At 35.5% G+C, this 26,857-nt stretch carries 25 protein-coding genes and 1 riboswitch; of the genes, 2 read left to right on the plus strand and 23 right to left on the minus strand.

Annotation, left to right across the window (positions count from 1 at the left end; genetic code table 11):
- Positions 1-23: 23 nt before the first annotated feature.
- Positions 24-1,871, minus strand: a complete 1,848-nt coding sequence (gene uvrC, locus HMPREF0381_RS08515; protein ID WP_008751559.1) for an excinuclease ABC subunit UvrC — start codon at positions 1,869-1,871, stop codon at positions 24-26.
- Complete coding sequence (locus HMPREF0381_RS08520) at positions 1,872-2,453, minus strand: DUF1653 domain-containing protein (protein WP_008751560.1); 582 nt, start codon at positions 2,451-2,453, stop codon at positions 1,872-1,874. It lies immediately after the preceding gene.
- Between the two features lie 282 nt (positions 2,454-2,735).
- Here HMPREF0381_RS08520 and HMPREF0381_RS15035 point away from each other — a divergent pair, with 282 nt between their 5' ends.
- On the plus strand, positions 2,736-2,876 hold the full coding sequence (locus tag HMPREF0381_RS15035) for a hypothetical protein (RefSeq protein ID WP_008751561.1): 141 nt from the start codon (positions 2,736-2,738) through the stop codon (positions 2,874-2,876).
- A gap of 110 nt (positions 2,877-2,986) precedes the next feature.
- Positions 2,987-3,457 carry a hypothetical protein gene (locus HMPREF0381_RS08525; protein WP_008751562.1) on the plus strand — a complete coding sequence of 157 codons (471 nt, stop codon included), beginning with the start codon at positions 2,987-2,989 and terminating at the stop codon, positions 3,455-3,457.
- 208 nt (positions 3,458-3,665) lie between these two features.
- Here HMPREF0381_RS08525 and cbiE read toward each other — a convergent pair whose 3' ends face one another.
- The 21 genes from cbiE to HMPREF0381_RS08625 form a co-directional block, all read right to left on the minus strand.
- Positions 3,666-4,874, minus strand: a complete 1,209-nt coding sequence (cbiE, locus tag HMPREF0381_RS08530) for a precorrin-6y C5,15-methyltransferase (decarboxylating) subunit CbiE (protein ID WP_008751563.1) — start codon at positions 4,872-4,874, stop codon at positions 3,666-3,668.
- Positions 4,875-4,886: 12 nt separating this feature from the next.
- A complete protein-coding gene (gene cobK / locus HMPREF0381_RS08535) occupies positions 4,887-5,636 on the minus strand; it encodes a precorrin-6A reductase (protein WP_008751564.1) in 750 nt (249 codons plus the stop codon).
- Positions 5,629-6,360 carry a precorrin-3B C(17)-methyltransferase gene (cobJ, locus tag HMPREF0381_RS08540; protein ID WP_008751565.1) on the minus strand — a complete coding sequence of 244 codons (732 nt, stop codon included), beginning with the start codon at positions 6,358-6,360 and terminating at the stop codon, positions 5,629-5,631. Before cobJ ends, cobK begins: the two co-directional genes overlap by 8 nt.
- Positions 6,357-7,043 carry a precorrin-2 C(20)-methyltransferase gene (cobI, locus tag HMPREF0381_RS08545; protein WP_008751566.1) on the minus strand — a complete coding sequence of 229 codons (687 nt, stop codon included), beginning with the start codon at positions 7,041-7,043 and terminating at the stop codon, positions 6,357-6,359. The genes cobJ and cobI overlap by 4 nt, the downstream gene beginning before the upstream one ends.
- Entirely contained in the window at positions 7,036-8,229 is a 1,194-nt protein-coding gene (gene cbiD / locus HMPREF0381_RS08550) for a cobalt-precorrin-5B (C(1))-methyltransferase CbiD (protein ID WP_008751567.1), read from the minus strand. Before cbiD ends, cobI begins: the two co-directional genes overlap by 8 nt.
- On the minus strand, positions 8,226-9,758 hold the full coding sequence (locus HMPREF0381_RS08555) for a sensor histidine kinase (protein WP_008751568.1): 1,533 nt from the start codon (positions 9,756-9,758) through the stop codon (positions 8,226-8,228). Before HMPREF0381_RS08555 ends, cbiD begins: the two co-directional genes overlap by 4 nt.
- 9 nt (positions 9,759-9,767) lie before the next feature.
- On the minus strand, positions 9,768-11,606 hold the full coding sequence (locus tag HMPREF0381_RS08560; protein ID WP_008751569.1) for an ATP-dependent helicase: 1,839 nt from the start codon (positions 11,604-11,606) through the stop codon (positions 9,768-9,770).
- Positions 11,581-13,032, minus strand: coding sequence for a glutamate--tRNA ligase (gene gltX / locus HMPREF0381_RS08565; RefSeq protein WP_008751570.1), 1,452 nt, complete (start codon positions 13,030-13,032; stop codon positions 11,581-11,583). The genes HMPREF0381_RS08560 and gltX overlap by 26 nt, the downstream gene beginning before the upstream one ends.
- 23 nt (positions 13,033-13,055) lie before the next feature.
- Complete coding sequence (locus tag HMPREF0381_RS08570) at positions 13,056-13,733, minus strand: response regulator transcription factor (protein WP_008751571.1); 678 nt, start codon at positions 13,731-13,733, stop codon at positions 13,056-13,058.
- 27 nt (positions 13,734-13,760) lie between these two features.
- On the minus strand, positions 13,761-15,545 hold the full coding sequence (gene aspS / locus HMPREF0381_RS08575; protein ID WP_008751572.1) for an aspartate--tRNA ligase: 1,785 nt from the start codon (positions 15,543-15,545) through the stop codon (positions 13,761-13,763).
- 19 nt (positions 15,546-15,564) lie between these two features.
- A complete protein-coding gene (hisS, locus tag HMPREF0381_RS08580; RefSeq protein WP_008751573.1) occupies positions 15,565-16,824 on the minus strand; it encodes a histidine--tRNA ligase in 1,260 nt (419 codons plus the stop codon).
- A complete protein-coding gene (gene hemZ, locus HMPREF0381_RS08585) occupies positions 16,811-18,235 on the minus strand; it encodes a coproporphyrinogen dehydrogenase HemZ (protein ID WP_008751574.1) in 1,425 nt (474 codons plus the stop codon). Before hemZ ends, hisS begins: the two co-directional genes overlap by 14 nt.
- On the minus strand, positions 18,232-18,894 hold the full coding sequence (locus tag HMPREF0381_RS08590; protein WP_008751575.1) for an MBL fold metallo-hydrolase: 663 nt from the start codon (positions 18,892-18,894) through the stop codon (positions 18,232-18,234). The genes hemZ and HMPREF0381_RS08590 overlap by 4 nt, the downstream gene beginning before the upstream one ends.
- Positions 18,894-21,182 carry a RelA/SpoT family protein gene (locus HMPREF0381_RS08595; protein ID WP_008751576.1) on the minus strand — a complete coding sequence of 763 codons (2,289 nt, stop codon included), beginning with the start codon at positions 21,180-21,182 and terminating at the stop codon, positions 18,894-18,896. The genes HMPREF0381_RS08590 and HMPREF0381_RS08595 overlap by 1 nt, the downstream gene beginning before the upstream one ends.
- 142 nt (positions 21,183-21,324) lie before the next feature.
- Positions 21,325-21,456 carry a hypothetical protein gene (locus HMPREF0381_RS15595; RefSeq protein WP_008751578.1) on the minus strand — a complete coding sequence of 44 codons (132 nt, stop codon included), beginning with the start codon at positions 21,454-21,456 and terminating at the stop codon, positions 21,325-21,327.
- A 28-nt stretch (positions 21,457-21,484) separates the two neighbouring features.
- Positions 21,485-22,228: an ECF transporter S component gene (locus HMPREF0381_RS08600; protein ID WP_008751579.1), complete on the minus strand. Its 744-nt coding sequence runs from the start codon at positions 22,226-22,228 to the stop codon at positions 21,485-21,487.
- Positions 22,229-22,313: 85 nt separating this feature from the next.
- A riboswitch (FMN riboswitch) is annotated at positions 22,314-22,430 on the minus strand.
- A 39-nt stretch (positions 22,431-22,469) separates the two neighbouring features.
- Positions 22,470-23,582 (minus strand): DUF4317 domain-containing protein, encoded by a 1,113-nt coding sequence (locus tag HMPREF0381_RS08605; RefSeq protein WP_008751580.1) that lies wholly within the window; start codon positions 23,580-23,582, stop codon positions 22,470-22,472.
- Complete coding sequence (gene trmD, locus HMPREF0381_RS08610) at positions 23,575-24,324, minus strand: tRNA (guanosine(37)-N1)-methyltransferase TrmD (RefSeq protein WP_008751581.1); 750 nt, start codon at positions 24,322-24,324, stop codon at positions 23,575-23,577. Before trmD ends, HMPREF0381_RS08605 begins: the two co-directional genes overlap by 8 nt.
- 2 nt (positions 24,325-24,326) lie before the next feature.
- Positions 24,327-24,836 carry a ribosome maturation factor RimM gene (gene rimM / locus HMPREF0381_RS08615; RefSeq protein ID WP_040461804.1) on the minus strand — a complete coding sequence of 170 codons (510 nt, stop codon included), beginning with the start codon at positions 24,834-24,836 and terminating at the stop codon, positions 24,327-24,329.
- A gap of 16 nt (positions 24,837-24,852) precedes the next feature.
- Positions 24,853-25,557 carry a HEPN domain-containing protein gene (locus HMPREF0381_RS08620; protein WP_008751583.1) on the minus strand — a complete coding sequence of 235 codons (705 nt, stop codon included), beginning with the start codon at positions 25,555-25,557 and terminating at the stop codon, positions 24,853-24,855.
- Positions 25,558-25,572: 15 nt separating this feature from the next.
- Positions 25,573-26,817 (minus strand): AAA family ATPase, encoded by a 1,245-nt coding sequence (locus HMPREF0381_RS08625; protein ID WP_008751584.1) that lies wholly within the window; start codon positions 26,815-26,817, stop codon positions 25,573-25,575.
- Positions 26,818-26,857 lie beyond the last annotated feature (40 nt).

Here is a 26,857-nt window from a genome sequence, read left to right on the forward strand (position 1 = left end):
TTATTTTTAATATCAAACAAAAATCAAACGTTTTGTTGCTTTGCTTTTATAAAGAACTCATTTACTGCAATTGCCGCCTTCTTATTCATTCCCTCTATCTTCATAAGTTCTTCTACAGTAGCATTTCTGATATTTTCAATATCTTTAAAATGCTTCATAAGTGCTCTTCTTCTTACACTTCCTATGCCGTCAATATCATCAAGTATAGACTTAACCTGTGTCTTTGACCTTAGGCTTCTGTGATACTCTATTGCAAATCTATGTGCCTCATCCTGTATCCTTGTAATAAGCAAGAAACCCTGTGAATGTGTATCTATAGGTATCTCTTCATTATTGTAATACAATCCTCTGGTTCTATGATTGTCATCCTTTACCATTCCACACACCGGAATATGAAGTCCGAACTCCTCTATAACCTGAAGACAGATATTGACCTGTCCCTTTCCTCCATCCATCAAAATAATATCAGGCAGCTTATTAAATCCGTTATCATTACCGTCGGTTACATGTTCAAATCTTCTTGTCAAAACCTCTTTCATTGATGCATAGTCATTCGGACCGATGACTGTCTTTATTTTAAACTTTCTGTAGTCACTTTTTTTGGGTATTCCGTTCTCATATACTACCATAGAACCTACAGATTGAACACCTGAAATATTTGAAATATCATAGGCTTCCATTCTATGTAAATCAGGTAATGATAAAAGCTCCTCAATCTCCTTGACCGCACCTATACTTTTTGCCTCCTGTCTTTGCAGCTTTTCTCTGTCTTTGGTCAATACGATCTCCGCATTTTTCATTGCAAGATCTACAAGTTTTTCTTTTGAACCTTTCTTCGGCACAATGATATTGACCTTTGAACCTCTTTTTGATGAAAGCCATTCACAAATCAGTTCACCGTCCTTTAAATCATATTGTGAAATTATCTGACTTGGAACAAACGGAGTTCCGGCATAGAATTGCTTTATAAAACTCTCCAAAATATCCGCCTTTTCCTCATCCATTGCCACCTGTACATAGTGATGCTCTCTGCCGACCATCTTGCCCTCTCTGATAAAGAATATCTGCACCACCGCATCTTTGTCATCCCTTGCCATAGCAATAATATCTCTGTCTTTTGCATCATCTGAAGTAATTTTTTGCTTTTGTGTTACATGAAGCACCGAGTTTAACAGATCTCTTTGCTTTGCGGCTTCCTCAAACTTAAGTTCTGCTGAAAGTCTCTCCATCTCAGCTCTAATCTTGTCTACTATCGGTTCAAAATCTCCGCTTAAAAAGCGCAATACTTCGGCTACATTTTTATTATAGTCTTCTTTTGAAATATAATTTTGGCATGGTGCATCACATTGATGTATAAAATAATCCAGACATGGGCGTTCCTCTCCTATATCCTTTGGGAGATTTCTGTTACAGGTTCTTAGCTTATAAACCTTATTTAAAAGATTTATAGTATCTCTGACTGCATTTCCGCTTGAAAAAGGACCAAAATATTTATTTTTATCTTTTTTTATCTGTCTTACAATCTGTAGTCTTGGATAATCCTCCTTTACTGTCAACTTGATATAAGGATAGGTCTTATCGTCCCTAAGCATTGTATTATATCTGGGTCTGTTCTCTTTTATAAGATTATTTTCAAGTACCAATGCTTCAAGTTCCGAGTCTGTAACAATATATTCAAATCGCTCAATCTTTGATACCATCTGCTTTATCTTCGGACTCTTGTCCTTACTTGATTGAAAGTATTGTCTGACTCTGTTTTTTAATGAAACCGCCTTACCTACATATATAATATCATCTTTTTTATCATGCATGATATATACACCCGGTTGGCGTGGCAGTTTTTTCAGTTCATCTTCTATTACAAATCCCATTTACTTTCTTAGTCTTTTCCCCTCATATTGTTGCTGCATATCAAGATAGCCTATCAGGTCTGCAATATCAATATCTTTATCAATATTTTGACGCTTAAGTCCATATATTTCATACATTGTATCAAGCTCTCTATCACTTATAAATTCTCTGTTTGCCAGAATTATCTCCTTTTTATCACTGAAACTGTCCGCCTCCAAAAATTCCATAAAATAGTTCTTACCAAGATTTGGTGCTTTATCTGATTGTATATTGTCTTTTAATACTTTATCAGATATATTTTTTTCATCTGTATATAAACTTTCCTCATTTTCACAATTTGATGAACTGCTGTTTTTTGACAGTTCACCTATATTTTCTATTTTTTCAAAGCGATATTTCTGTACCGCATCAGGATACTTTGCTTTATCCACTTCACTCATAAACATATCAAGCGGTCTTGCATACACTCCATACTCCCCATAAAGTGCTTGATATATAACCAGTTTTTCTTTTGTCTCGGAGTGAACGGCAACTGCAATTATCTGATACATCTTATCTTTAAAATGCCTGTAAAACTCTCCAGGTTTTGGATCTTCTCTCATTTTAATCTCTCTTTTTCTATAAAAATTAATACTGCTTAAAACATATTCTTAAGCAGTATCGGTTTATCCTTTACCTGCTTTTGTATTAAGATATAATACTGTAAATACAACTACAGATCATATTGTATTATAACACATTTAAATCAGTTTTTTGGAAGAAACATATGTAATTTCATTTAAAAAATGAACCGCTAGTTGTGGTGAAAAAAGTTATATAATTCTTTTAAAAAGTATTGACTATATATATATAATGGATTAAAAAGATTTTTGGAGGGTAATTTAATGGCCAATTACAAGTATAGTTTTAGAATCAAAGACAGACAAACAGGTAAAGTTACTACTGTTTATGTTGAAGCTGCTAATTCCAAAGAGGTAAGATCAAAGGCTATAGCAACATATGGCGTGGCATATGAAGTCTTATAAACTTTATTTTATATGTAATTTGTCTTTATATGATTGTCTAAAGCCGTGATATTTGATAACTTTTCATAGCTTTGTTTGATCATAGTACTACTATTAAGGAGTGTAAAATAATGGACACTAAACAAGAAATGTTAGATTGTATAACAAGTAGTGTTGATTTGATAATGGTTACCTCAGACTATAGTCTTATACCTTATTATAGTTTAGATAACAATACCATTGGTAGGATAAAAGAATATTTTTCATACGATATAGAAAGTGAAGATATAGTTGCACTTATATCAACATCTGTTATGGATCCGGGAAAAACAGGAATTGTGTTTACTACATCTACTGTATATACAAGAGATTGGGGCTTTTTTCCTGATACAGATGAAAACTGGTATTGGGATGCTGATGGTGCAAATTTCAGTTCTTCAAATGATTTTGATAAGGAAATGCTTAGAATCATTATGAAAGAACTATTTGATATATCTATGAATGGAATAGTGGAAGGATTTAAAGATGTAAAGGATGCTACAAAGGATATAGCACAAGGTTTTAAAGACCTTTTTGATGCACTGGGTAATTTAAATAAATAGTATTTTATTGTACTCTAGAAAATACCGTTTAAAAAGTAAGAAGGATATCAAGTTCAAAAGAGCTTAAATCCTTCTTTTTAAGTATATATTTAGTTATACTGTCAATCTTAGCTTCAATAAACTGCTTACACTTTACAGTATTAATGTCACTATTGTATGTAAATTTTTTGTGACTATGGCTGTGTCAAATTTTATTTCAATTAAAGCCCTACCACAGTTTTGCTATAAATACCATATTTTGAGCCGTCATCATATTGTAGGGACCGACTTCCTTTGACCTTGAAACATTGATTGCAGTCATCTCCGTATCATAGCCATATCTTTTTGCCTGTTTTAGGATATCACTTATCTGTGCAACCGTTTCTAATGTAATAGCCGAGATGACTACAGTCGGGTGCTTTTGTGAAGCAAATATTATATCCATTACAGCATTCAGCTCTCCACCGCTTCCTCCTATAAATATCCTGTCAGCCTCAAGTATATGTTCTAAGCCTTTTGGAGCTTTTGCAAAAATAAGTTCTATATTTTCAGCATTGAAATTATGTATATTCTTTTTTATAAGCTCAATTGCCACCGGATTTTTCTCTACAGCGTATACTTTCCCCTCATAGGCAAGCCCTGCCATCTCTATACTTACAGAGCCGCTGCCTGCACCGATATCATAGCAAATACTGTCCGAACTTATATTAAGCTTACTTAAAATCACAGCTCTTACTTCAGACTTTGTGATTGGCACTTTATCCCTTGCAAATACTTCATCAGGAAGACCGAAGCTGATTGCTTTCTCACTGTCAGGATTAGAAATAATCATGCAATTTAAATCTGATATATCCATATCAAGCAAATCCCATGCCTTTGCCGTAGTTATTCTTTCATTAACATAGGACAGATTCTCACCAAGTGTAATATCAAGGTCAAAAAATCCGAAGCTTATAAGTTTTCTACAGATTTCCTTTGCTCCCTCACCATTTGATGTAATTATAAAGGTATATTCATTTGATCCTATATTGTGGTATAAAAGCTCATCTTTACCATGAAATGATAATATCTTAACCTCAGATATATCAATATTTGTCTTTGCGCATAGATAACTTAGACTTGATATTCCCGGGAATGTATTTATCTTACAGTCCTTAAGATCTTTCAGTCTTTCAAACAATTTAGAACCGCCGCTAAAAAGTGAAATATCACCGCTAAATATTACAGATATTTCACTGCCTGCATTTGACTTTATTATATCTGCTATCTTTTCTGTACTATATTCCAAAAAAAACTTCTTACCTACAAAGTCGGACCTTATACTGTCTACTATTCTTTTTGCACCTATCACAATATCTGATTTTGATATAGCATTACAGGCCGCTTTTGTTAGAAGCTCGGGATTACCAAGCCCTATTCCTACCAGATTTATATTCATACTTTTTCCTTATTAAAGATTTTTTATATTTTGTATACATTCTTCAAGACTTATTCCGACAACCTCTGATTGCGGTAATATAATCACAGGTATGCAACCTGTATTCTCACAGGCCTTTATCTTTTCATCAAAACCTCCACTCTTACCTGAAACTTTGGTAACAAGGTACTTACAATGAAATTCTTTTATTATTGCTTCATTTAGGTTTTTTGAAAAAGGTCCCTGCATCGCTATTATGTTCTTTGACTGTATACCTGCATTTATACAGGTATTTATAGAGTCTATACTTGGAAGTACTCTTGCAAATATACGGTTTGAAAGTTCACAAAACTGTACTATATCCTTACTGCCGGTAGTCAGAAGAATATTTCCTTCGGTTTTTAAAAGATAGTCTGCCGCCTTAATATTTGAATCAAATTCAAGAGAATATCCTATATTCAAATCTGCGGTTTCTCTTTTTATTCTAAAAAATATCACCTCTTTTGTAAGCATTTTTATAGCAGATAATATATTTTTAGAAATCTCGTAGGCATACGGATGTGTAGCATCTATAATGCAGGTGATTTGATTTTGCTCTATCAAATGCACTATTTCATCTACATTGAGCCTTTTATCACTGATATTTACATATTGAAATTTCGGCAATACTTCCTTACCGTACCCGGTAGCTACACAAAGTATTGTAGAAAGCTTCAGTTTATCACAGACTGATGCAAGCTCTCTGCCCTCTGTAGTACCGCCAAATATTAAAATTTTATTCATTTTTATAGCCTCTTGGAGTTACAAGCTTATTATCAATTACCTTTGTCATTGAATTGCCTATAAATACCGTTTCAAACATTCCTACTTTAATATCTTTTAATTCATTTAGAGTATAAAGCGTATACTCCTCCTTATCTCTTCCGATATTTTTTGCTATAGCACATGGTGTATCCGCACTTTTATATTTTAAAAGTATTTTACAGGCCTTTTCTAAATAGTCTGCACGCTTTTTGCTGCCGGGATTATAAAGGCAGATGCAAAAATCTCCTATTGCCGCACATTCAAGCCTCTTTTCTATCTTTTCTAAAGGTGTTAAAAGGTCGCTTAGGCTGATTACCGCAAAGTCATGTATCAGCGGTGCACCTATTATTGCAGCCCCTGAAAGTGCGGCAGTTACACCCGCTACAATCTTTACCTTTACTTCCTTAAACCGCTCTGAGATACCAAGCATCAGCCCGGCAAGTCCATATACTCCGGCATCTCCCGAACAGACAAGTGCTACAGTCTTTCCCTTATCAGCCTCTTCAAAGGCAAGTATACATCTGTCATATTCCTTTGTCATCGGTGTTGAAATACAATTTTTATCAGGCCAAATGTTTTTTATAAGATCCGTATACACTGTATAGCCTATTACAATATCACTTTCTTCTATCTTTTTGACAGCCTCAACTGTCATCTGCTCATACTTGCCGGGGCCCATACCTATTATATAAATTTGTTTCATTTTAAGTCTCTCACTATAATTATTGTAAAATATCCGCTTGTTTCAGGGAGATTTTTTGCACCTACAAACAATCTTTCATTCTCCATGCCGCAATTTTCCACCATATATATATCACAATGCGGCTTGTTTTCTCTTATATATGAAACCAGCTTTTCATAACTTTTTCCTGATTTCATAAGTACCAGAGTTCCTTTCAGACTGAAGGCTTCTTCAAAGGAATAAGATGAAGGTATCACATGAAGTTTTTCATCCGCAACTGTAAGCGGAATACCAAGTCTTGCAGCGGCGGCACTAAAGGACGTGATTCCCGGTATTGTAACTACCTGTATATTATCTGCTCTCATCCTGTCTGCAATATATGAATATGTAGCATATATTCCGGGATCACCCAGTGTAAGAAGTGCTACATCACCTTCTTTTAGAAGTTCTTTTATTTGAGAGGATATCTTTAAATGTGACTCTTCAAGTATATATTTATCTTTAGTCATCGGAAAATCAATACATATCTTTCTTTTCTCATTTATCTCAGGCATCGCCTTTTTTGCAATACTAAAAGCAATTGATGTATCTTCACTTTTACCCGCAAAGCACACCACATTTGATTTTTTCAGTGCCTTTAATGCCTTTAAAGTCATAAGATCCGGATCTCCCGGACCCACGCCTATTCCAAACAATTTACCCACATTTTTCTCCTGTATCTATTACTGTTTCATTGTCACTGAATACGATAATTCTTATTTGTAACTTTTCTTTGAACTCGTCAATACTTGCAAATTTATTCTTATGATAGAATATCTCCGCTTTAAACGCACGATTATATGCATAATAAAGCATCTTGTTTGCAATTATATCAAAACATTTTTCTAATTTATATTCTTTTATTATACTGACAGCAGCCGTAGTAGTCTTTTGTTTCAGTATATCTAAGAGAATAGGAGCAAGTAAAGAAAACTCCATCACATTATTTTGTAATACTTCTTTTATAACTGCTGCAAGCAAAAGTTCAAGCCTTGAATCCGAATCATTTGAATGTGTATTCATTATTCCGCCTGAGAGCTTTATAAGTTTTCCCATATCTCCGCAAAGTACTATATTTTTTGCATCATTTGATATGGCATAATCAATGCTCTCACCGATAAAATTGCTTATGATTGCTACTGTAGATGCCTCTATTGCAAAGTTTTTTTCAAGGAATTTTGCTCCGATATTTCCCGGTGCCATATATACGGTATTTGTATCTGAATTTTGTATTCTGAATTTTATATCCGCTTCTATAGTCTCAAGCAGTGCCGTTTTACTCATAGGCAACACCATACCTGATGTTCCAAGTATTGAGATACCTCCAATCACTCCAAGCCTTTCATTAAAAGTCTTTTTTGCAACTTCTATACCGTTTTCAACCATAATGGTGATATTTACCTTTGCGATCAGGTTATTCGCCAGCAGAACCTTACTTATATTATCAATCATCATCTGCCTTGGCACCGGATTTATAGCCGGCTCTCCCTTCGGCAGTGCAAGACCGTCTTTTGTAAATGTACCTACTCCCTCACCTGCAAAAAAATGAAATTCAAGTTTATCGCCCTTTATAAACTTAAGCTTACTGCTGATTAGGATACCGTCTGTAACATCAGGATCATCCCCTGCATACTTTCTTACACAACAGATGTATTCATCATTTTCGACTTTTGAATACTCTATCGGAATACTGAGAGTTATACCGTAAGGCAATTCCACATCCACTGTCTGTTTTTCTTTTTGCAGATATAGGTATACTGCTCCCAGAGCTGCGGCTGTTGCGGTTGTACCTGTAGTAAATCCGTATCTTTGTGTATGACCGTTTTTATTGTTAAACTCATCAATTGTCATTCTTTCATCCTTGGTATCTTAAAGCCGAACTCCACACCGTCTGTTTTGTTGACTACTCTTACCGCTCCGCCATGTGCCTCAACTATCGCCTTTACTATAGACAGTCCTATACCGCTGCCTCCATAGCTTCTTGAGTGTGCTTTATCCACCTTAAAAAACTTCTCCCATACATTGTAAAGATCTTTTTCAGGTATTTGTTTGCCGGTATTATATACACTGAAACATATATCTTTATCATCTTCAGATACATTTATCCTGATTGTACCGTTGTCATTTACATGGTTTATAGCATTGCTTATATAGTTTGTGACAACCTCTTCTATTTTAAATTCATCGGCATATAAAAATATATCCTTCTCAGTATCAAAATCTACTTTTACATTCTTTTCACTTATAAGTATAGATGTGGAGTTTAGAACTCCTTCCGTAAGTGAGGTCAAATTGAAGTTTTCTTTATGTAGTATACTGTTGCCTGACTCAAGTGATGAGAGTGTAAGCAGTTGCTTTACCATCTTATTCATCTTTTCACTCTCATCCATAATAACTTCGGTATAGTACTTTCTGCTTTCTTTATCCTCACAAAGTCCCTCATTAAGTCCTTCCGCATATCCTTGTATCAACGAAATGGGGGTCTTTAACTCATGTGATACATTGGCTATAAAATCCTTTCGCATCTCATCAATAGCTTCTTTTCTCTTTATATCCTCTTTCAGAACCTCATTGGCTTCCCGAAGTTTGCCTATTGCCTTCTTTAATTTATCTGACATATAGTTCATATTTTGACCCAGAATCTGAATCTCATCATTTCTGTTACCTGTATATCTGGCTGTAAAATCAAGTTTTCCCATTTTGACGGAAATTTCAGCCAGCTGTAAAATAGGATCGGTAATCATCTTTGTAATAAGGAAGGTAATTATTACAGTAATAAAAAATCCGATGATTGCAACATATATAAGAAACTTATTTGAAATATTTACACTCTCTTTAAGTCCCGCCACAGGAGTGGACATAATAACCATAGTCTGATTATCACTGCAATATCCGAAGCCCTCTATAAATGAGCTGTTTTGAGGCGTATTGTGAAGTATTATTGTATAACTGTCACTACTGTACAGGACTTTCTTTGTTATATTTTTATTTCCGATAAAGCTCTCCTGTATTCTGTCCAGCAGCATATCTCCTTCTCTTTGAGAAGAATATATTGCCTTATTGGTCATTGAATCTACCAAAGCAATGGTAATATTATGCTTATTTGAGTAGTCTAATATAATATTTGATACTCTTTCATTGACAACGGAGCGGTTATCGGCACTTTCTCCTATAATAGACTGACCGTCATCTGTCAGTTTTTGTACTTCATTATCAAGTTTTAGATATGCCTCATGTATTTCACTGACCTTTTCATTCTGATAGTACCAAGTCAGACCGAAGTTATTTAAAATACCTATAGACAAAAGCAGTATAGAAATCAAAAGCAGTATTACAAGAGTTATTTTAACACGCAGTGAATGACTGAACTTTTTTATCATATATATTCCTTATTTAGGTTTTGTAGAAAGTTCTATAACAAAGTTTGACTTACCTATAGACTTCCCGAAATTTTCCTTACAATAACATATAAAAAGCTTTTTTTTCGCTCTTGTCATTGCAACATATAACATTCTTCTCTCTTCTTCAATCTCATCTGCCCCCTTTGCCTTCTTATACGGTACACTTCCCTCATTAACATCAATTATATAGACTATATCAAATTCAAGCCCCTTTGATGAGTGAAAAGTCATAAGTCTTACACCGTTATCATTTTCATTTGACTTTTTTCTTGCCTGTATCAGCTCATTTCTGTACTCATCCATATGTACAAACCAGTCATTAAAACTGTTGTAGTCTGTAGCACTGTTTTCAAGGTCCCCTAAAACAGTGTAACATTCATCGCTTTCAACACCGTTCATATCACAGTACTCTTCTATATATTCATCATATCCGACCACATTTCTTATATATCTGATCGCAACGGCAGGTTTTAAATTCTTTATAGTGCGAAGTTGTTCTCTTAATTCTATTATTCTCTTTATCATATAGCTTTTATCATCATAGTAGTCAAAAAGCGTTTCAAGGTTTGCTCTTGAAGAGGAAAGTGAATCCCTGCTTATATACCTGTTCGGCTTATTTGAGATACGAAGCAAATCGCTTCTGTTTCCCATATTTAAAGCAAGTTTTATATATGAGATAATGTCCTTTGCTATCCAGTGATCAAAAAGGTTCGGAATAGCATCCCTTATAGTGAACGCAATATTATTTCTCATAAGTCTTTCTATCAAAAGTCTGGGTGAAAGATTGGTTCTATAAAGTATGGCTATATTATTTATATCCTGCTTTGCCTTTATATACTCCTTAATATCCTTTACAATAGTATTGACCTCAAGAAACGGATTTTTAAATTCAATCAAAGATACAGGAGCTCCATCTCCGTTCTTTGCCTTAAAGCTTTTTGGAAATCTCTTATTGTTAAAGGATATAAGCTTTGTGGAAGCATTCACTATCTGTGTAGTCGATCTGAAATTTATGTCAAGGAATACCTTTTTTACATTCTTAAAGTCTCTTTCAAAACCGAGCATTATCTCAGGTCTTGCCCCTCTAAATCTATATATTGACTGGTCATCATCTCCTACTACAGTGATATTTTGTTTATTACCTGCCATAAGCTTTATTATATTATACTGTAAGAAGTTGATATCCTGAAACTCATCCACCAGTATATAGCGGTATCTGTTTTGTACAGCCTGTAAAATATCAGCTCTCTCACTTAACAGTTCAAATGTAAGTGAGAGCATGTCCTCAAAGTCAAGCTTCCCTCTTGACTCAAGTTCAGTTTCATAATCTCTATAAAGCTTTTTGAAGGTGTCACTTGATATGCTGTTTGAATAATAATTTTTTATATTGATATTGTCCTGCTTTACAAGTGCTATCTCATTTAAAAGATTGCCGGCAAGTGTATTTATATCCTCATTTTCTATAGCATTTCTTTTTATCAGCTCCTTAATAAGGTTGTATCTAAGCTCATCTGAAGCTATCTGCTCCGAGCCAAAGCCGTAAGCCGTTTTTAACAAACTGAAAAAAACCGAATGAAATGTTCCGAATGTTACAGGACTTTTTGAATATAACTTTTCAAATCTGTCCTTCATCTCTTTTGCCGCCGCTCTTGAAAAGGTTACAACTAAAATATGAGCCGGGTTTATACCCGGCCCCTTTATCAGATATTTTATTCTATGTGTAATAACAAAGGTTTTTCCGGAGCCGGGTCCTGCCAATACCATTAAGGGACCGTCACCATGCTCTATGGCTTTTTTTTGATTACTGCTGTAATTTATCAATTCCAATCTTAATCCTTTTTATTGATTCGTCTTTTCCAAGAATTTCCATAATTTCGGTAGCACCGGCAGGAGTCATTTGCTTTCCTGAAAGTGCTGTTCTTATAGGCCACATAATAAATCCTGTCTTGTACTCATGTTCTTTACCGAATGCAGACAGTATACCAAAGAGATTGTCATTTGAGTAGTCATCTGTAGTCTCCAAAATCGGCAATACCTCTTTTAAAAGTTCAAGTGAATTCTCACTGTCTGTCTTCATCTTCTTATGTGTATACATTGAAATATCATACTGCGGCAACTCCTCAAAAAAGTCTATATGGTCTGCAATCTGAGGTAATACCTCAATTCTTGTCTTGACCATATTTGCAATTTTTCTTATATCAAGCGGTTTTGTAATAACCTTATCGATATATGGCTTTGCAAGCTTAAAGAAAGCTTCCTCATCCATCTTTTTTAAATATTCACCGTTCATCCATGAAAGCTTTACCATATCAAAAACAGCCGGTGACTTTGAAATATGCTTATAGTCAAAGGCCTCAACAAGCTCTTTAAGTGAGAATATTTCTCTGTCATCCTCAGGTGACCAGCCAAGCAATGCCACAAAGTTTACAATAGCCTCTGCGACATAGCCCTGTTCAATCAAATCTTCAAATGATGAATGACCGCTCCTCTTTGAAAGCTTCTTATGTTCTTCATTGGTTATCAGCGGACAGTGTACATATGTAGGTATTTCCCATCCAAATGCCTCATACAGTCTGTTGTACTTCGGTGAGGATGAGAGATACTCATTTCCTCTTACTACATGTGTGATACCCATAAGGTGATCATCAACCACATTTGCAAAGTTGTAGGTAGGATATCCGTCCGACTTTATAAGCACCATATCGTCAAGTTCTAAGTTATCCACTGTGATATCTCCGTAAATATCGTCATGGAAGGTAGTGGTTCCTGTAGCAGGGTTATTTTGACGGATAACATACGGAATACCGCTTTCAAGATTTTTCTTTATTTCTTCCTCAGTCAGTGAAAGACAATGCTTGTCATATTTCATTATCTCTTCACCGTTTACATTTGAGCGAAGCGAATTAAGACGCTCAGGGGTACAAAAACAATAATATGCCTGCTTTTTATCTATAAGTTCCTTTGCATACTTCAGATAAAGCCCCTCTTTTTGTCTTTCACTCTGCACATACGGACCATATCCTCCATCCTTATCAGGACCTTCATCATGTATAAGCCCCGTTTCTTCAAGTGTTTTATAAATTATCTCTGTAGCACCCTCTACATATCTTTCCTGATCTGTATCCTCTATTCTAAGCAGGAAGTCTCCTCCCTCATGCTTTGCAATCAAATATGCATATAATGCTGTTCTAAGATTTCCGACATGCATTCTTCCTGTCGGACTTGGTGCATATCTTGTTCTTATCTTTGTCATACCTGCTCCTTATCTATATTTAATCATGGTGTGATTTCAAACTTATATCCCATGCCCCACACAGTTTTTATATAGTCACCTCGCTCACCCATCTTTGCACGAAGTTTTTTTACATGAGTATCAATAGTTCTGGCATCACCGAAATAATCATAGTTCCACACTGAACTTAGGATTTTTTCTCTTGACAGTGCAATCCCCTTATTTTCAATAAAATATGTTAAAAGCTCATATTCTTTGAAGCTTAAATCTACCGGCTTTTTATCGATATATACACTTCTGGCAACCTTATCCACCTCTATCGCACCTGCCACCAATTTTTCTTCGGGTTCACCCACTGTTCTTCTAAGTACCGCCTCTACCCTTGCTACAAGTATCTTCGGTGAAAACGGCTTTGTGATATATTCATCTACACCGAGCTTATACCCTTCAAGCTCATCTCTTTCTTCACTTCTTGCAGTCAACATCATAACAGGCACTTTAGAGTACTGTCTTATGGCTTCCAATACTTCAAAGCCGTCCATTTTGGGCATCATTACATCCAACAGTATAAGCTTTATATCCTTATTAGTATCAAAGACCTTCAGTGCTTCCTCACCGTCTTCTGCTTCTAATACTATGTAGCCTTTAATGCTTAGAAAATCTTTTACAAGTTTTCTCATTCTGGCTTCATCATCCACCACCAATATTTTTATATCTTCCATATAATCTCCAAATCAGCAGACTTTATGTCAGTTTTCTTCTATTTTTATTCCAAGTTCCTTTAGCTGTGCATCATCAACTTTATCAGGTGCATTTGTCATAAGATCGGATGCATCCTTTACCTTAGGGAAGGCAATCACATCTCTGATTGAATCTGCACCTACCATAAGCATTACCACTCTGTCAAGACCGTATGCAAGACCTGCATGAGGCGGAACACCGTACTTGAATGCTTCCAACAGATATCCGAATCTCTCATCGGCAACTTCCTTTGAAAGTCCAAGTACATCAAACATCTTTGACTGAATATCCGCCTGATGTATTCTGACAGAACCTCCGCCAATTTCAGTACCGTTAAGTACTATATCATATGCCTTTGCCCTCACTCTGCCCGGATCCGAGTCAATATACTGCCAATCCTCATCCATAGGTGCGGTAAAAGGGTGGTGCATTGCCTTAAATCTGTTCTCTTCATCAGACCACTCAAGCAATGGGAACTGTGTAACCCAAAGGAATCTGTAGTCATCCTTTTTTAAAAGTCCAAGCTGATTTGCAAGTTCAACTCTTAAAGCTCCAAGTGTATCCCAAACTATCTTATTGCTGTCGGCAGCAAAGAAAAGCATATCGCCCGGCTTGGCATCAAGAGCTTTCCTTAATCCTTCGATCTCTTCTTCCTTCATAAACTTGGCAAATGACGACTTGATACTTCCGTCAGCTTCAACAGCCATATATGCAAGTCCCTTTGCCTTATAGCTCTTTACAAACTCAACAAGTGCATCAATCTTTTTTCTCGGCATACCTGCCTGTCCGCTTGCATTGATACCGCGAACACTTCCGCCGTTTGCAAGTGCATTTTTAAATACTGCAAATTCGGAGTCCTTTACAATATCCGATACATCTTTTAATTCCATACCGAATCTGAGATCGGGTTTGTCGGAACCGAATCTGTCCATAGCTTCCTGCCATGTCATTCTTTGTATCGGAAGTTTTATATCAATATCCAAAACATCCTTAAACAGTCTTTGCAACAGTCTTTCATTTACATCCAATACATCATCTACATCTACAAATGAAAGCTCCATATCTATCTGTGTAAATTCAGGCTGGCGATCCGCCCTTAAATCCTCATCTCTGTAGCATCTTGCAAGCTGGAAGTATCTGTCATATCCCGATACCATCAAAAGCTGTTTAAAAAGCTGCGGAGACTGTGGAAGTGCATAGAAGCTTCCCGGATATACACGGCTTGGAACCAGATAATCTCTGGCTCCTTCAGGTGAGCTTTTTATAAGTGTAGGAGTTTCAATCTCTAAAAATCCGTTCTCGGCAAGAAAGTTTCTTGTGGTGGTAGCCACTTTACTTCTGACCATAAGATTTCTTTGAAGATCAGGTCTTCTAAGGTCAAGGAATCTGTACTTTAATCTAAGCTCTTCTTTAGTCTTTGAGTCCTCTTCGATATGGAACGGCGGTGTCTCCGACTCTGAAAGTATTCTAAGTCCCATAGCTCTTACTTCAAGTTCACCTGTTTTTAGTGATTCATTAAAAGCACCGCTTCTTTTCTTTAAAATTCCGGTTACAGCAATGCAAAACTCCTGTTTAAGCTTCATTGCCTTATTAAATACTTCACTGCCACATTCATCCTCTTCAAATATTATCTGCAATATTCCTGAACGGTCTCTAAGGTCACAGAAAATAATTCCACCCTTGTTACGGTTTTTTTGAACCCATCCCATTACAGTAACTTCACTCTCAAGCGGTGCGTTTACCACCTCCGCACATCTATGACTTCTCTTTAAGCCAAGCATTGATTCTGCCATCTTTATCTCCTAACTCTATTTATTTTAAGGCTTCTCTGTAAAATTCCTTAAACTCCACATACCCCTGTTTTTCAAGTCCTTCTTTTTGAAACTTTTTATTCTTATTCATCTTTGAAACCAGTACAATATTTCCGGCTTCACGAAGAGATGCCGCCTCTTTTAATATGTCCTTTAAAACATTGCCGTCTATATTCTTTTCATATAGGAAAGCAATCTTCCTGCTCTCATCAGGGATCTTAAACCCTTCATCTAAGAGTATTGCAATGATACGCTCAAAACCTATAGAAAATCCGCAGGCAGGTATATCATTGCCTGTAAATTTCCCGATCATCTTATCATATCTTCCGCCACCGGCAACAGAACCCGAAAAACCTTCCATACTGACTTCAAATATAGTACCGGTATAATATCCCATACCGCGAACCAGAGTAGGGTCAAATACAAGTGAAAACTCATTTGTCTTTACTTCAAGTACCGTATCTATTATCTCACAAAGACTGTCAAGTACACCGTCTTCAATAAATCCTGCAAGCTTATCCTTCAAAGACAAAACAGCTTTTGCATTATCCGATAATCCGTTAAACAGGCTTAGATATTTAACACATTTTTCCACACCGTCCAGTTCGGTCAGCTCTTTTTTCACTCCGTCCGAACCGATTTTATCCATCTTGTCAAGGATTATAAATACATCATTTATATTATCCTCGTTATAGCCTGCAAAAAGAGCCATAGCCATAAGGATTCTTCTGTCATTTATTCTTACCTTGAAGTGTTTTCCATTTGCTATCTCACCAAGTGCCTTTGTGGTGGCAAGTATAAGCTCTATTTCTGCAAGATTTGAAGCTTCACCCAAAATATCTATATCACATTGAGTGAACTGCCTGAATCTACCCTTTTGCGGTCTGTCGGCTCTGTATACATTACCTATTTGTAATGCCTTAAACGGGCTTGGAAGATTTGCCTGATTGTTTGAATAATATCTGGCAAGAGGCAATGTAAGGTCGTATCTTAAACCGGCATCAACCAAATCATTCTCATCCTTTATATTTTCAAGTTTGAGTTTTTCTCCTCTTTTTAAAATCTTAAAGATAAGCTTTTCATTGTCACCGCCTTGCTTACTTAAGAGATTTTCGATATGCTCCACAGCCGGAGTTTCTATAGAGGTAAAGCCGAAGCTTCCATAAGTTTTTTTAATAATGTTTATCAGATAATCCCTGATAAACATCTCTTCAGGAAGAATATCCTTCATTCCGGTGACACTTTTTTTAATTAATGCCATTCATATTTTCCTTTCTCTTTATCATTTCATCAAGTCTTTCAATATACAGCTTCGGATCCTTTACATTTTCTATTCTTTCTATTCTGCCGTCTTCAAACACAATCTTACTTGATGTTCCGGCACCACAAGCTATGATAGTCTGTTTTTCTTCCATAATCAATATATTATAAAGACATTCTTTATCAGGTTTTGAAAAGCCTATATTTTCAAGATTACCTGCCATATTTTTTTGTCTGTACAGATAGTAAGGCTTTAGGCCAAGCTCATTGCAGTTATTCGTTGCCACATCTGTCATAGACAACATCAATTCATTGTCCACAATTTCTCTTTTATTTTCGGTATTCAGTCCTGCCGCTCTTTTTAGTGCCAGAGAATGTATGGTTATTGACTCAGGAGCCAATTTTTTTACCTTTATAAAACTGTCCTTTATATCAGAGAGAGTTTCACCGTTTAAACCGATTATAAAATCCATATTTATATTGGTAAAACCCGCTTCTCTTGCCAGTCTGAAACTGTTGTAGATATCTTCTGTCGTATGCTTTCTGCCTATCAGATCCAAAGTCTTTTGTTGCATAGTCTGAGGATTTACAGATATACGGTTTACTCCCGAAGCTTTCAGTGCAATCAGCTTTTCTTTTGTTATACTGTCAGGCCTGCCTGCTTCTACAGTCAGCTCTAAAAGATTTGAAAGATCAAAGTTTGTCTTTACGGTGTCTAAAATCTCAGTGAGTTGATAAGCCTCAAGCGAAGTCGGTGTGCCTCCACCCATATATATTGTTTGAAGCTTCTTTCCTCTAAACATCTTTGATACTGCTGTCAGTTCTTTACAAAGTGCAGCCACATATGTATCTGTTTCTTTTTTCCACAGTGCTATAGAATAGGAAGTAAATGAACAATAAAGGCATCTTGTCGGACAAAACGGAATACCTATATATAGGCTGTATCCATCCTTGTAATCAATCTTTTTTAGAATATTAAACTCTCTTAAAGCGGTGCTTATACAGAGATTTATTCTCTGCTCACCTACCAGATATACCTCTTTTAGATGTATTTTTATATCTTCAAGAGGAATATTCTTTTCAAGCATTTCCATTACTATCTTTGTAGGTCTTATCCCTGTAAGTGTACCCCAGGGCAACTCTTTATTCCCAAGTTTTAAAAGATTTAAATAAATATTTCTTTTTAACTCATTCTTCGTATCAAACTTGGCAGCTTTTATCTCTGAACAAAACTCTATGGCTTCATTTTCCGTATTTATACTTATATGATACTCCTGCTCTTTCTTATATAAGTGAAGCCTTAACAATACCGTATCGTCTGTATAAATATATTTTTCACCGGGATAAAATGCCATCAAAAGCTCTCTTATGTCCTGTTCAAAGGTCATATCCTCCAGTAGCAGTGAAATCATCTGTCAATACCATGCTTTTTAACATAGATTGCTACCGGATTATACTTTTTCTCATGTGCTACTGTGGTCATATCCATATGTCCGGGCAATATATTTACATCCTCAGGCAAAGTTAAGACTTTGTCATAGATTGACCTTATAATAGCAGGATTGTCACCGCCATACAGGTCGGTTCTGCCACAGTCTTCTCTAAAGACTGTATCACCTGAAAATAACAGTTTTTCATCTGCAATATAGTAGCAACCTGAACCCTTTGTATGTCCGGGAGTGGCAATAAACACTATATCTTTATCAAGCAGATGCAATACATCATTATCATTTAATAATACATCAGCCTTTGTAACATATCCGCTTCCGATAAAGGAACTGCCGCCTGATTTTCGGCTGTCATAAAGCATCTCTTCATCAAGTTTTGAAATATATACCTTTATATTATATTCTTTTAACAAATCATTTACCGCCATTATATGGTCAAAATGCCCATGTGTCAGTAAAATGGCAACCGGCTTTAATTTATGTTCCTTTATTACATTTATAATCTCCTGTGCCTGTGCGGACGGATCCACTATAAAGCATTCCAAGCTTTCTTTATTATATGCTATATAGACATTAGTCTGTACCGGACCGAGTGTCATCACATATACTCCTATTTTATTCATTAACCTGTAGTCCTTTCAATATCTATTACTCCACTGACCTGCCGCAACTTGCCTATAAGTGAATTGAGGGCTTCCCTTCCTTTTATATCAAAAACAAGATTTATAGTGGAAATATCATTCTTATTTGTACGAACATTTATGGATGTAATGGAAATATCATTTTCACTATAAATTTTTGTTATATCCATAAACAGTCCTGTACGATTGTGTGCAAAAATCTGCAATTCAGTCTGATACTTCTCACCAAGCTTTGAATCCTCAAACTCCTGCCACTCGGCAGGTATAATTCTGATTCTGTCATCTGACGGCAAATTCATGATATTGATACAATCAGTTCTATGAATGGATATACCTCTGCCTCTTGTTATAAATCCGACTATCTCATCTCCTGGAACAGGGTTACAACATTTTGAAAACCTTACCGCCAGATCATCCACACCCTTTACGATAATGCCTGTTTTTGAATTTTTTACAATGACTTCCTTGTCACTGCCGTCACCAATGCTCTCTAAAATTGCATTGTCACTAAACTCTTTCTTTGTGATTCTGTTTTTTTCTTCCATCATCTTATTGATGATTTGTCCTTCTTTCAGTCCGCCATGTCCTAAAGAAGCCAGAATAGAATCCCAATCTTTTATGGCATACCGCTTCATTACCTTTTCCTGGAATTGAGGTTTGTTAATCTCAACCCAGTTGATACCTTTTGCCTTGCAGTATCTTTCAAGCATATCCTTACCGCGAAGAATATTGTCCTCTTTTAATTCATTTTTAAACCACTGCTGTATCTTTGATCTGGCTTGATTTGATTTTACAATATTCAGCCAATCTCTGCTTGGTCCTTTTGAGTTTTGTGAAGTGATTATTTCAACCCTGTCACCGCTTTTTAACTCATAGTCAATATTTACAAGTCTGCCGTTTACTCTGGCACCCACCATCTTATTGCCTACAGCAGAATGTATAGAATAGGCAAAATCTATAGGGTTTGAACCGGCAGGCAGATTCTTTACATCTCCGTCAGGAGTAAAACAGTATACATTATCTGAAAATAAGTCAAAATCACTCTTTATTACTTTTAAAAACTCAGCATTGTCAGACATATCTCTTTGCCATTCAAGGATTTGTCTAAGCCAATTCATCTTGGCATCTTCAGCTCCCTTTGCTTCAGAACCGCTTCCGCTCTCTTTATATTTCCAATGTGCCGCAATACCGAACTCAGCAGTCTTATGCATCTCATAGGTTCTTATTTGTACCTCAAAAGGTTGTCCCGTATCGGAAATCAAAGTAGTATGTAATGACTGATACATATTAGTCTTGGGCATAGCTATATAGTCTTTAAATCTGCCGGGAATAGGCTTATATATCTCATGTGCGGTACCGAGTGCAAGATAACAGTCTGTAACACTTTCAACTATAATCCTTATAGCAAATACATCATATATCTGATCCAGAGTTTTATTTTGATTTACCATTTTCTTATAGATAGAAAAAAGATGCTTTACTCTGCCGTTGATTGTATACTTCATACCTGTTGCAGACAGATGTTGTGAAAACTTTTTTATAATTTCGTCAACAAACTGTTGTCTCTGTTCTTTTCTGAATGCAAGTTTTTCAGATAAATCATAGTATACATCAGGATGCAGATACTTTAATGAAAGATCATCAAGCTCTACCTTTATTTTTGAAATACCGAGCCTTTGTGCTATAGGAGAATATATATCCATAGTCTCCCTTGCCTTTTCTTTTTGCTTTTCAGGCTTCATATACTGAAGAGTACGCATATTGTGGAGTCTGTCCGCCAGCTTTATAAGTATAACTCTGATATCCTTTGCCATAGCCAAAAACATCTTTCTTAAGTTTTCAGCCTGCATCTCAATCTTATCGTTCTTCAGTGAGAGCTGTGTCAGCTTTGTAACGCCGTCTACAAGATTGGCAACATCTATACCGAACATATCTGCAAGCTCATTATATGTGATGACTGTGTCCTCTATCACATCATGCAAAAGCCCCGCAGCTATTGTTTCTTTGTCAAGTTCAAGTTCTGCAAGAATTATCGCAACACAAATAGGGTGAATAATATACGGTTCACCGGACTTTCTTTTTTGATCATTATGTGCTTTTTTTGCCAATTCATAAGCCTTTGTTATCATAGAGATATCATCTGAAGGATGATAATGCAATATGATTTCAATAAGCTTTTTATGCAAGCTTTCAGGTGATGTAAAGTCAGCAGGCTTATCAATCTGAGTTTCTATATCTCCATTTAGACAGTAAAAATTATCCTCTTTCATCAAACTCCTTACTCTTAGGCTAAATATTGCAACTTATTGTATATTTGTCTAAGGTTCCATTATACGAATATAATGTAAAAAAAGCAATAAGACCAAAATAAAAACCGGCATAAATATGCCGGTTTTTATTGTTTTAAATATATTATCTTCCTTTTTTACTCTTACAAAGCTCAAGCAAGATATAAATCGGTAATCCTATGATTATAAGCAAAACCATGCCGAACATACGTAAAGCCTTGCCGAAAGCCTGTGATGATTTACTGCCTTTAAACACACATAACCCACTAAAAATTACAGCAATATTATTTTGCCATATTTACTTCTCTGAAAGCATTGCCGTTCTTTAAAACAGGTGAAAACTTTTTGTATAAAACTATAGTAAGCATTGACACCAAAGTACCTTTTAATAAATTCATCGGTGCTACAATCATAAGTGCAAAGGTCTGAATATTACTTACTGCCGGATTTACTGTACTTCCCATACCTATAATAGAACTTAAATCCATTCCGAAAAGCTGTGCAAACTTCGGTAAAAGATAAACTGCATTAAATACTGAACCGAATACCGTCATAGTGATTGTACCTGCGATACTGCCAATCAAAGCACCTTTTCTGGTCTTGTTGAAGATATAGATAATACTTGACGGGAGAATAAGTGATGCACCTACACAGAAATTTGCAAGTTCACCTACAAAAGCTGTAGATGTGGATTTGAACATTACCTTAAGTAAAATCTTTACAAACTCTGTAAGTACTCCTGCTACAGGACCGAAGGCAAAAGTCACTATCATAACAGGCAACTCTGAAAAATCAAGTTTATAAAATGTAGGTGCAAACGGCAATGGAAACTCAAACATCATAAGTATAGTACTTATTGCACCGAATATACCGATCATAGCAATTTTTTGAGTGGTAATAACAGGCCCTATATATCCCGACCTGTCATTTGCAATCTTCTCAAAAATAAATGCGACTACAAATGTGGCAAATACAATCCCAAGGAACTCTGCCACAAAAACCAAGTTGTTAATTACTGCTGTCAACATAAACTACCTCCATAGCATATGCTTCGGAGTGTGTTTTCAAAATAAAAAGCCCCCTATGCTTAGGGGGCAAAAGACGAATCATGAAAACACTCTTCTCTCATCCAGACTATACTGTCGGTTTTGGAATTTCACCAAATCAACTGCCATGCAGGTCGCAGACTATACTGCCGGTGGGGATTTTCGCCCCGCCCCGAAGATTTATTTTTTATTAATTCAATCTTAAAACTTTTTGGTAAAAAAGTCAACAACTTTTTACCGGCATTCCGTTAATTTCTACATCATCCTCAATAGGCACAAGCAAATACTTTCTTCCGTCTATCACTCTTGTTTCAAGCTTATCAATAGAATCGGTATCGGTTTTTACAGTAATACCCGGAGTTTTTACCTCAAACTTTTTTGTATCTATAACATTATCCGCCAGCACTTCAATATCCGCATCTTCACTTTTTTCATAGGACTCTATTGCCTCATCAGATACACCGCTCTTTGATATAAGCTTAACCATATCATTCTTTGTAAGTACTAAAGGCTCGGGATTATCGAAATTTTCAGCTATCAAATCAAGCATATTTGAGCTTAGAGCGGACATAACGGGCATTGTAAGTTCATCTCGCAATATATCATACAGCACCGCCTCAAAAGTTTCCTTTTGCATAGCGGATGACATAGGCGGATTTACTCCTATTATTTCATTTATAAAGCTTTCGTTTAATGCATCATTTTTTTTGCTGAAATAAAGTGTCGCATGTATATCTGTAGTTCGCTCCGTAAATGCCGGGAACAAAAAACCGTGCATAGGCATTCCCACAACCCAATCTCTGATTCGATTGGTTATAACACCTTCATTTGCAAAATAGCTTAATGCCGGTTTTGAAAGACTTACAGGGCAAATACTGCAAAGCAAAGCATGATATACCTCACTTGAAGCATCATCCATAGCAAGTTTATCACTTGCCTTGCCCGGTATATCATACATAATATCTATTAAAATTATGTAGTAATTCTCGGCATATTCATATGATTCTATTACTTTTCTAAAAAACTCATCCAAAAGCAGTTCATCATCAAGTTTGCTTTCTCGAAGCTGCATTAAAAAGGAATGTGGACTGCCCTCTTCTTCATTATCAATAGAAAAATCCAGAGTCAACAAAGATTTTCCGACAGCACCTGAAAGAGTCTTTCTGAAAATCTCCTCATATTTGAAGGCGTCTTCCTCAGGTAATGAGTAAAAAGCATCCTTTGTCATAAATTTTATATTTTTTTCTGCATCAACATAGCAACCGGCATACTTTGTAATAACATTGGTATCCTTATTAAATTGCTTTTTGATTTCATTTATTTCTTCTCTAATCATCTAAATCACCGCTTTCTTCTTTCAACTCATCCAGATAAATCAAGTCTTTTTTGCTAAGATTGGCGTCTTTTAATAAATCCGGTCTGTTATAAAAAGTTCTCTTTATAGACTCTTTTCTTCTCCATTCTTCAATATTTTTATGATGTCCCGAAAGCAGCATATCCGGAACTCTAAGCCCCTCATATTCCACAGGTCTTGTATACTGAGGATATTCAAGCAAATTGTCCTCAAAAGACTCAAAATCCGCACTTTCATTATTGGTAAGTACGCCTTCCACCATTCTTGCTATTGCATCCATCATTACCAGTGCCGGAAGTTCACCTCCAGTAAGCACGTAATCACCTATGGAATAACATTCGGCATTTGTAAGTTCCAATGCCCTTTCATCCACACCCTCATAATGACCGCAAAGAAAAACTATTTCATCAAGCTTTGCAAGCTCTTTGGCATCATTTTGATTAAAAACCTTGCCCTGTGGAGAAAGATATATAAGCTTTGCTCTTTTATCAAGCCTATTACAAATACTTTCATAGGCTTTATGTATCGGCTCCGCCTGCATAACCATACCTGCACCGCCGCCATATGGATAATCATCCACCCTTCTATGTTTATCCAATGTAAAATCACGAATATTTATGGCTTCCATTGAAATAAGATCGTTTTTTATAGCTCTTCCGACAATGCTTGTGTTCATACACATATCTATCATTTCGGGAAATAATGTCAAACAAAAAAAATTCATATCTATAAATCCAAAAGTCCGTCCAAAACATGGACTCTAATTTCTCCCTCTTCAAGGTTTACATCCAGTATACATTGGCTGATATATGGGAATAATACCTTTTTTTCACCCATATCAACCTCCATTACATGATTTGCACCGGTTGGAAATACATCGGTAACCTTACCGAGTATAATCCCATCTTCATCAGTAACCTCAAGACCTATAAGATCTGCAATATAGTTTTCATTTTTCTTTAGCGGAATGGCATTATCTCTATCTACAAACAAATCAGTATTTCTTAAAGCCTGAATCTCTTCCGGTGTGTTAAACTGCTTAAATTTTACAAGTGCCATATTCTTTTGAAATCTGACCGTTTCAATATCAAGTACTGTCTCAACTCCCTTAATATCAGCATATACTTTTTTTATCTTTTTTAATCTGTTGCTGTCATCAGATGTAGGATACACCTTTGCCTCACCCTTTATACCATGGGAACTTGTAATAACCCCCACTCTAAATCTGTCTATCATCTTATTCACTTTCTTTTTATTTGATAATATCATTATCTAATGCAATATCATATATAGCATTTACAATAAGTTCAATATTTGTTATATATTTTTCTACAAACTCTTTTGTAATATCCTGTTTTTTTGCTGAAGCATGACTTCTATCATTTTGGTGAGCAATATCATTTCTTCTTTGAAATAAATCTATTACAACTTGTTTACCATACTTAAGAGGATCTTCGCTTTCTTTAGAGAAAGCCCTTTTCATAGTCTTACTAAAATCAATTCCGATTAAATTTAATTGATCTTTCATACTTTCATGAGATAAAAAGACATCTCTGCTGAATCTATCATTAAGATAATCAAAAAACCAATCTTTTGAATTCACAGTATTTATTGCATCCTCTACTTTTGACATAGGAACCATAAATCTGTAGTATTTTTCCGACTTACTCCATTGTCCTGTAAACATTTTAAATAAACAGAATTTACTCATCTCATGAATAAAAAAATCAAGGAGTCCCTCTGCAAGAACAACTTGAGAGCGCCATATTGTTTTACCATCGTTTTCATTTCCATTTTTATTTAACAAATCCGCTACAGGATACTGTGCTTTTACTTCGTTTAAACTTTCTTCAAAATGTTCCTTAATTTCTTTAAGTGAGAACTGTACCGGTAATTCGATTACTTTAAGTTCTCTTTTTTCTTCAACTCTTGGTGAAAGGGATAAGTCTCTTCTCATTATTTACCCTCACACTCATATTCCGTCTACGATTTTAGCAAAATCAAGATTTAGCATCGGAATCGCACCATATTTACCTGTAATATAACCATTCCCAAATTTTTCTTCGCGCCTTACATTTTTGATTTCTGCCAGCGAGAAAAGATCCGTTGAACGATCGTTCTTCATCTCTGTAAACCAAATTTGATCTCTTCTAAATAAATCAAAATTCAATAATCCTGTTTCATGTGTAGTAAAAATAAGCTGCGGAGTTTTATCTGTTTTAGTAGAAACAAAAAGTTTTATCAGTCCATAAACCAATGCTTCATGAAGATTGGCCTCCAATTCATCACAAATTAGTACTTTGCTATTTACCATAATATCAATAATAGGGCATAGCATTCCGAAAAGCTTCTTTATACCCGTTGATTCTTCTGACATAAGATCGGTTTCAAATTCATCATAAACAATCTTAGTTGAAATGCTCTCAGCCCTCGCTTCAGCTATCGCCTTTTTAAATTCATCCGATAAAAACGGAAGAAATTCAACAGATTCAACTTCAGCTTCATTGATGGTAACATTTATGTCTTTTATTCCTGTGTCCAATTCCTTTAGAAAAGTCAACACAGAGTTCTTAATATTCTCATTTTTATATATTTGATGTAAAGAATAATCCATCCATATATCCTGTTTACTGTCTTTATATATAATTAAATAATCATTGAAAAAATTAAAAACATCTTTAACCTCATCTACATTACTGAAGTTTGCAGCACATGACAACATTAATCTGTTTGGCATCAATACATCTTTGCATGTTTCGAATTTTTTACGAAACTTACTTCCCTCAGTGAACTCATTATTTGTTCTTTCAAAAATTTTAGTCTGTTTTCCGTTAGGAAAATAATATAAATACTCTTCTACTACAAGCATGTTTTTTAGAGAAAAACCGAAAACATATCTTATTTCTTTTACTACAAAATGAAGTTGATATCTGCTTTCTTTTTCAAAACCGTCCAATTTGTGAGGTGATTGTCTTATACCCTGCCCGGGCTGATGTAGTATACTGTTTAATACAAGATTTCTTACAAAATCAATTGCATCAACAAAATTGCTCTTTCCCGATCCGTTTGCACCATATATCACTGCCGATTTTAAAACATCCAAACCTGCAATCTTTTCTATTTTTTCCTCATGTGAAGTGTCTTTCCCTGCCAAAGCGGAAAATATTATTTTTTCTCGAATAGATTTATGGTTTGAACAGGTGAATTCAATTAGCATATTATTCCTCCTTATTCTTATAATATAGATGATATCATAT

It is taken from the genome of Lachnoanaerobaculum saburreum DSM 3986 (assembly GCF_000185385.1).
GTDB classification, from domain to species: Bacteria; Bacillota; Clostridia; order Lachnospirales; family Lachnospiraceae; genus Lachnoanaerobaculum; species Lachnoanaerobaculum saburreum.

Coding starts and splice junctions, on each gene's coding strand:
- uvrC (WP_008751559.1), bottom strand. CDS start 1,871: ATGGGATTTGTAATAGAAGATGAACTGAAAAAACTGCCACGCCAACCG.
- HMPREF0381_RS08520 (WP_008751560.1), bottom strand. CDS start 2,453: ATGAGAGAAGATCCAAAACCTGGAGAGTTTTACAGGCATTTTAAAGAT.
- HMPREF0381_RS15035 (WP_008751561.1), top strand. CDS start 2,736: ATGGCCAATTACAAGTATAGTTTTAGAATCAAAGACAGACAAACAGGT.
- HMPREF0381_RS08525 (WP_008751562.1), top strand. CDS start 2,987: ATGGACACTAAACAAGAAATGTTAGATTGTATAACAAGTAGTGTTGAT.
- cbiE (WP_008751563.1), bottom strand. CDS start 4,874: ATGAATATAAATCTGGTAGGAATAGGGCTTGGTAATCCCGAGCTTCTA.
- cobK (WP_008751564.1), bottom strand. CDS start 5,636: ATGAATAAAATTTTAATATTTGGCGGTACTACAGAGGGCAGAGAGCTT.
- cobJ (WP_008751565.1), bottom strand. CDS start 6,360: ATGAAACAAATTTATATAATAGGTATGGGCCCCGGCAAGTATGAGCAG.
- cbiD (WP_008751567.1), bottom strand. CDS start 8,229: ATGACAATTGATGAGTTTAACAATAAAAACGGTCATACACAAAGATAC.
- HMPREF0381_RS08555 (WP_008751568.1), bottom strand. CDS start 9,758: ATGATAAAAAAGTTCAGTCATTCACTGCGTGTTAAAATAACTCTTGTA.
- gltX (WP_008751570.1), bottom strand. CDS start 13,032: ATGACAAAGATAAGAACAAGATATGCACCAAGTCCGACAGGAAGAATG.
- HMPREF0381_RS08570 (WP_008751571.1), bottom strand. CDS start 13,733: ATGGAAGATATAAAAATATTGGTGGTGGATGATGAAGCCAGAATGAGA.
- aspS (WP_008751572.1), bottom strand. CDS start 15,545: ATGGCAGAATCAATGCTTGGCTTAAAGAGAAGTCATAGATGTGCGGAG.
- hisS (WP_008751573.1), bottom strand. CDS start 16,824: ATGGCATTAATTAAAAAAAGTGTCACCGGAATGAAGGATATTCTTCCT.
- hemZ (WP_008751574.1), bottom strand. CDS start 18,235: ATGATTTCACTGCTACTGGAGGATATGACCTTTGAACAGGACATAAGA.
- HMPREF0381_RS08590 (WP_008751575.1), bottom strand. CDS start 18,894: ATGAATAAAATAGGAGTATATGTGATGACACTCGGTCCGGTACAGACT.
- HMPREF0381_RS08595 (WP_008751576.1), bottom strand. CDS start 21,182: ATGAAAGAGGATAATTTTTACTGTCTAAATGGAGATATAGAAACTCAG.
- HMPREF0381_RS08600 (WP_008751579.1), bottom strand. CDS start 22,228: ATGTTGACAGCAGTAATTAACAACTTGGTTTTTGTGGCAGAGTTCCTT.
- HMPREF0381_RS08605 (WP_008751580.1), bottom strand. CDS start 23,582: ATGATTAGAGAAGAAATAAATGAAATCAAAAAGCAATTTAATAAGGAT.
- trmD (WP_008751581.1), bottom strand. CDS start 24,324: ATGAATTTTTTTTGTTTGACATTATTTCCCGAAATGATAGATATGTGT.
- rimM (WP_040461804.1), bottom strand. CDS start 24,836: ATGATAGACAGATTTAGAGTGGGGGTTATTACAAGTTCCCATGGTATA.
- HMPREF0381_RS08620 (WP_008751583.1), bottom strand. CDS start 25,557: ATGAGAAGAGACTTATCCCTTTCACCAAGAGTTGAAGAAAAAAGAGAA.
- HMPREF0381_RS08625 (WP_008751584.1), bottom strand. CDS start 26,817: ATGCTAATTGAATTCACCTGTTCAAACCATAAATCTATTCGAGAAAAA.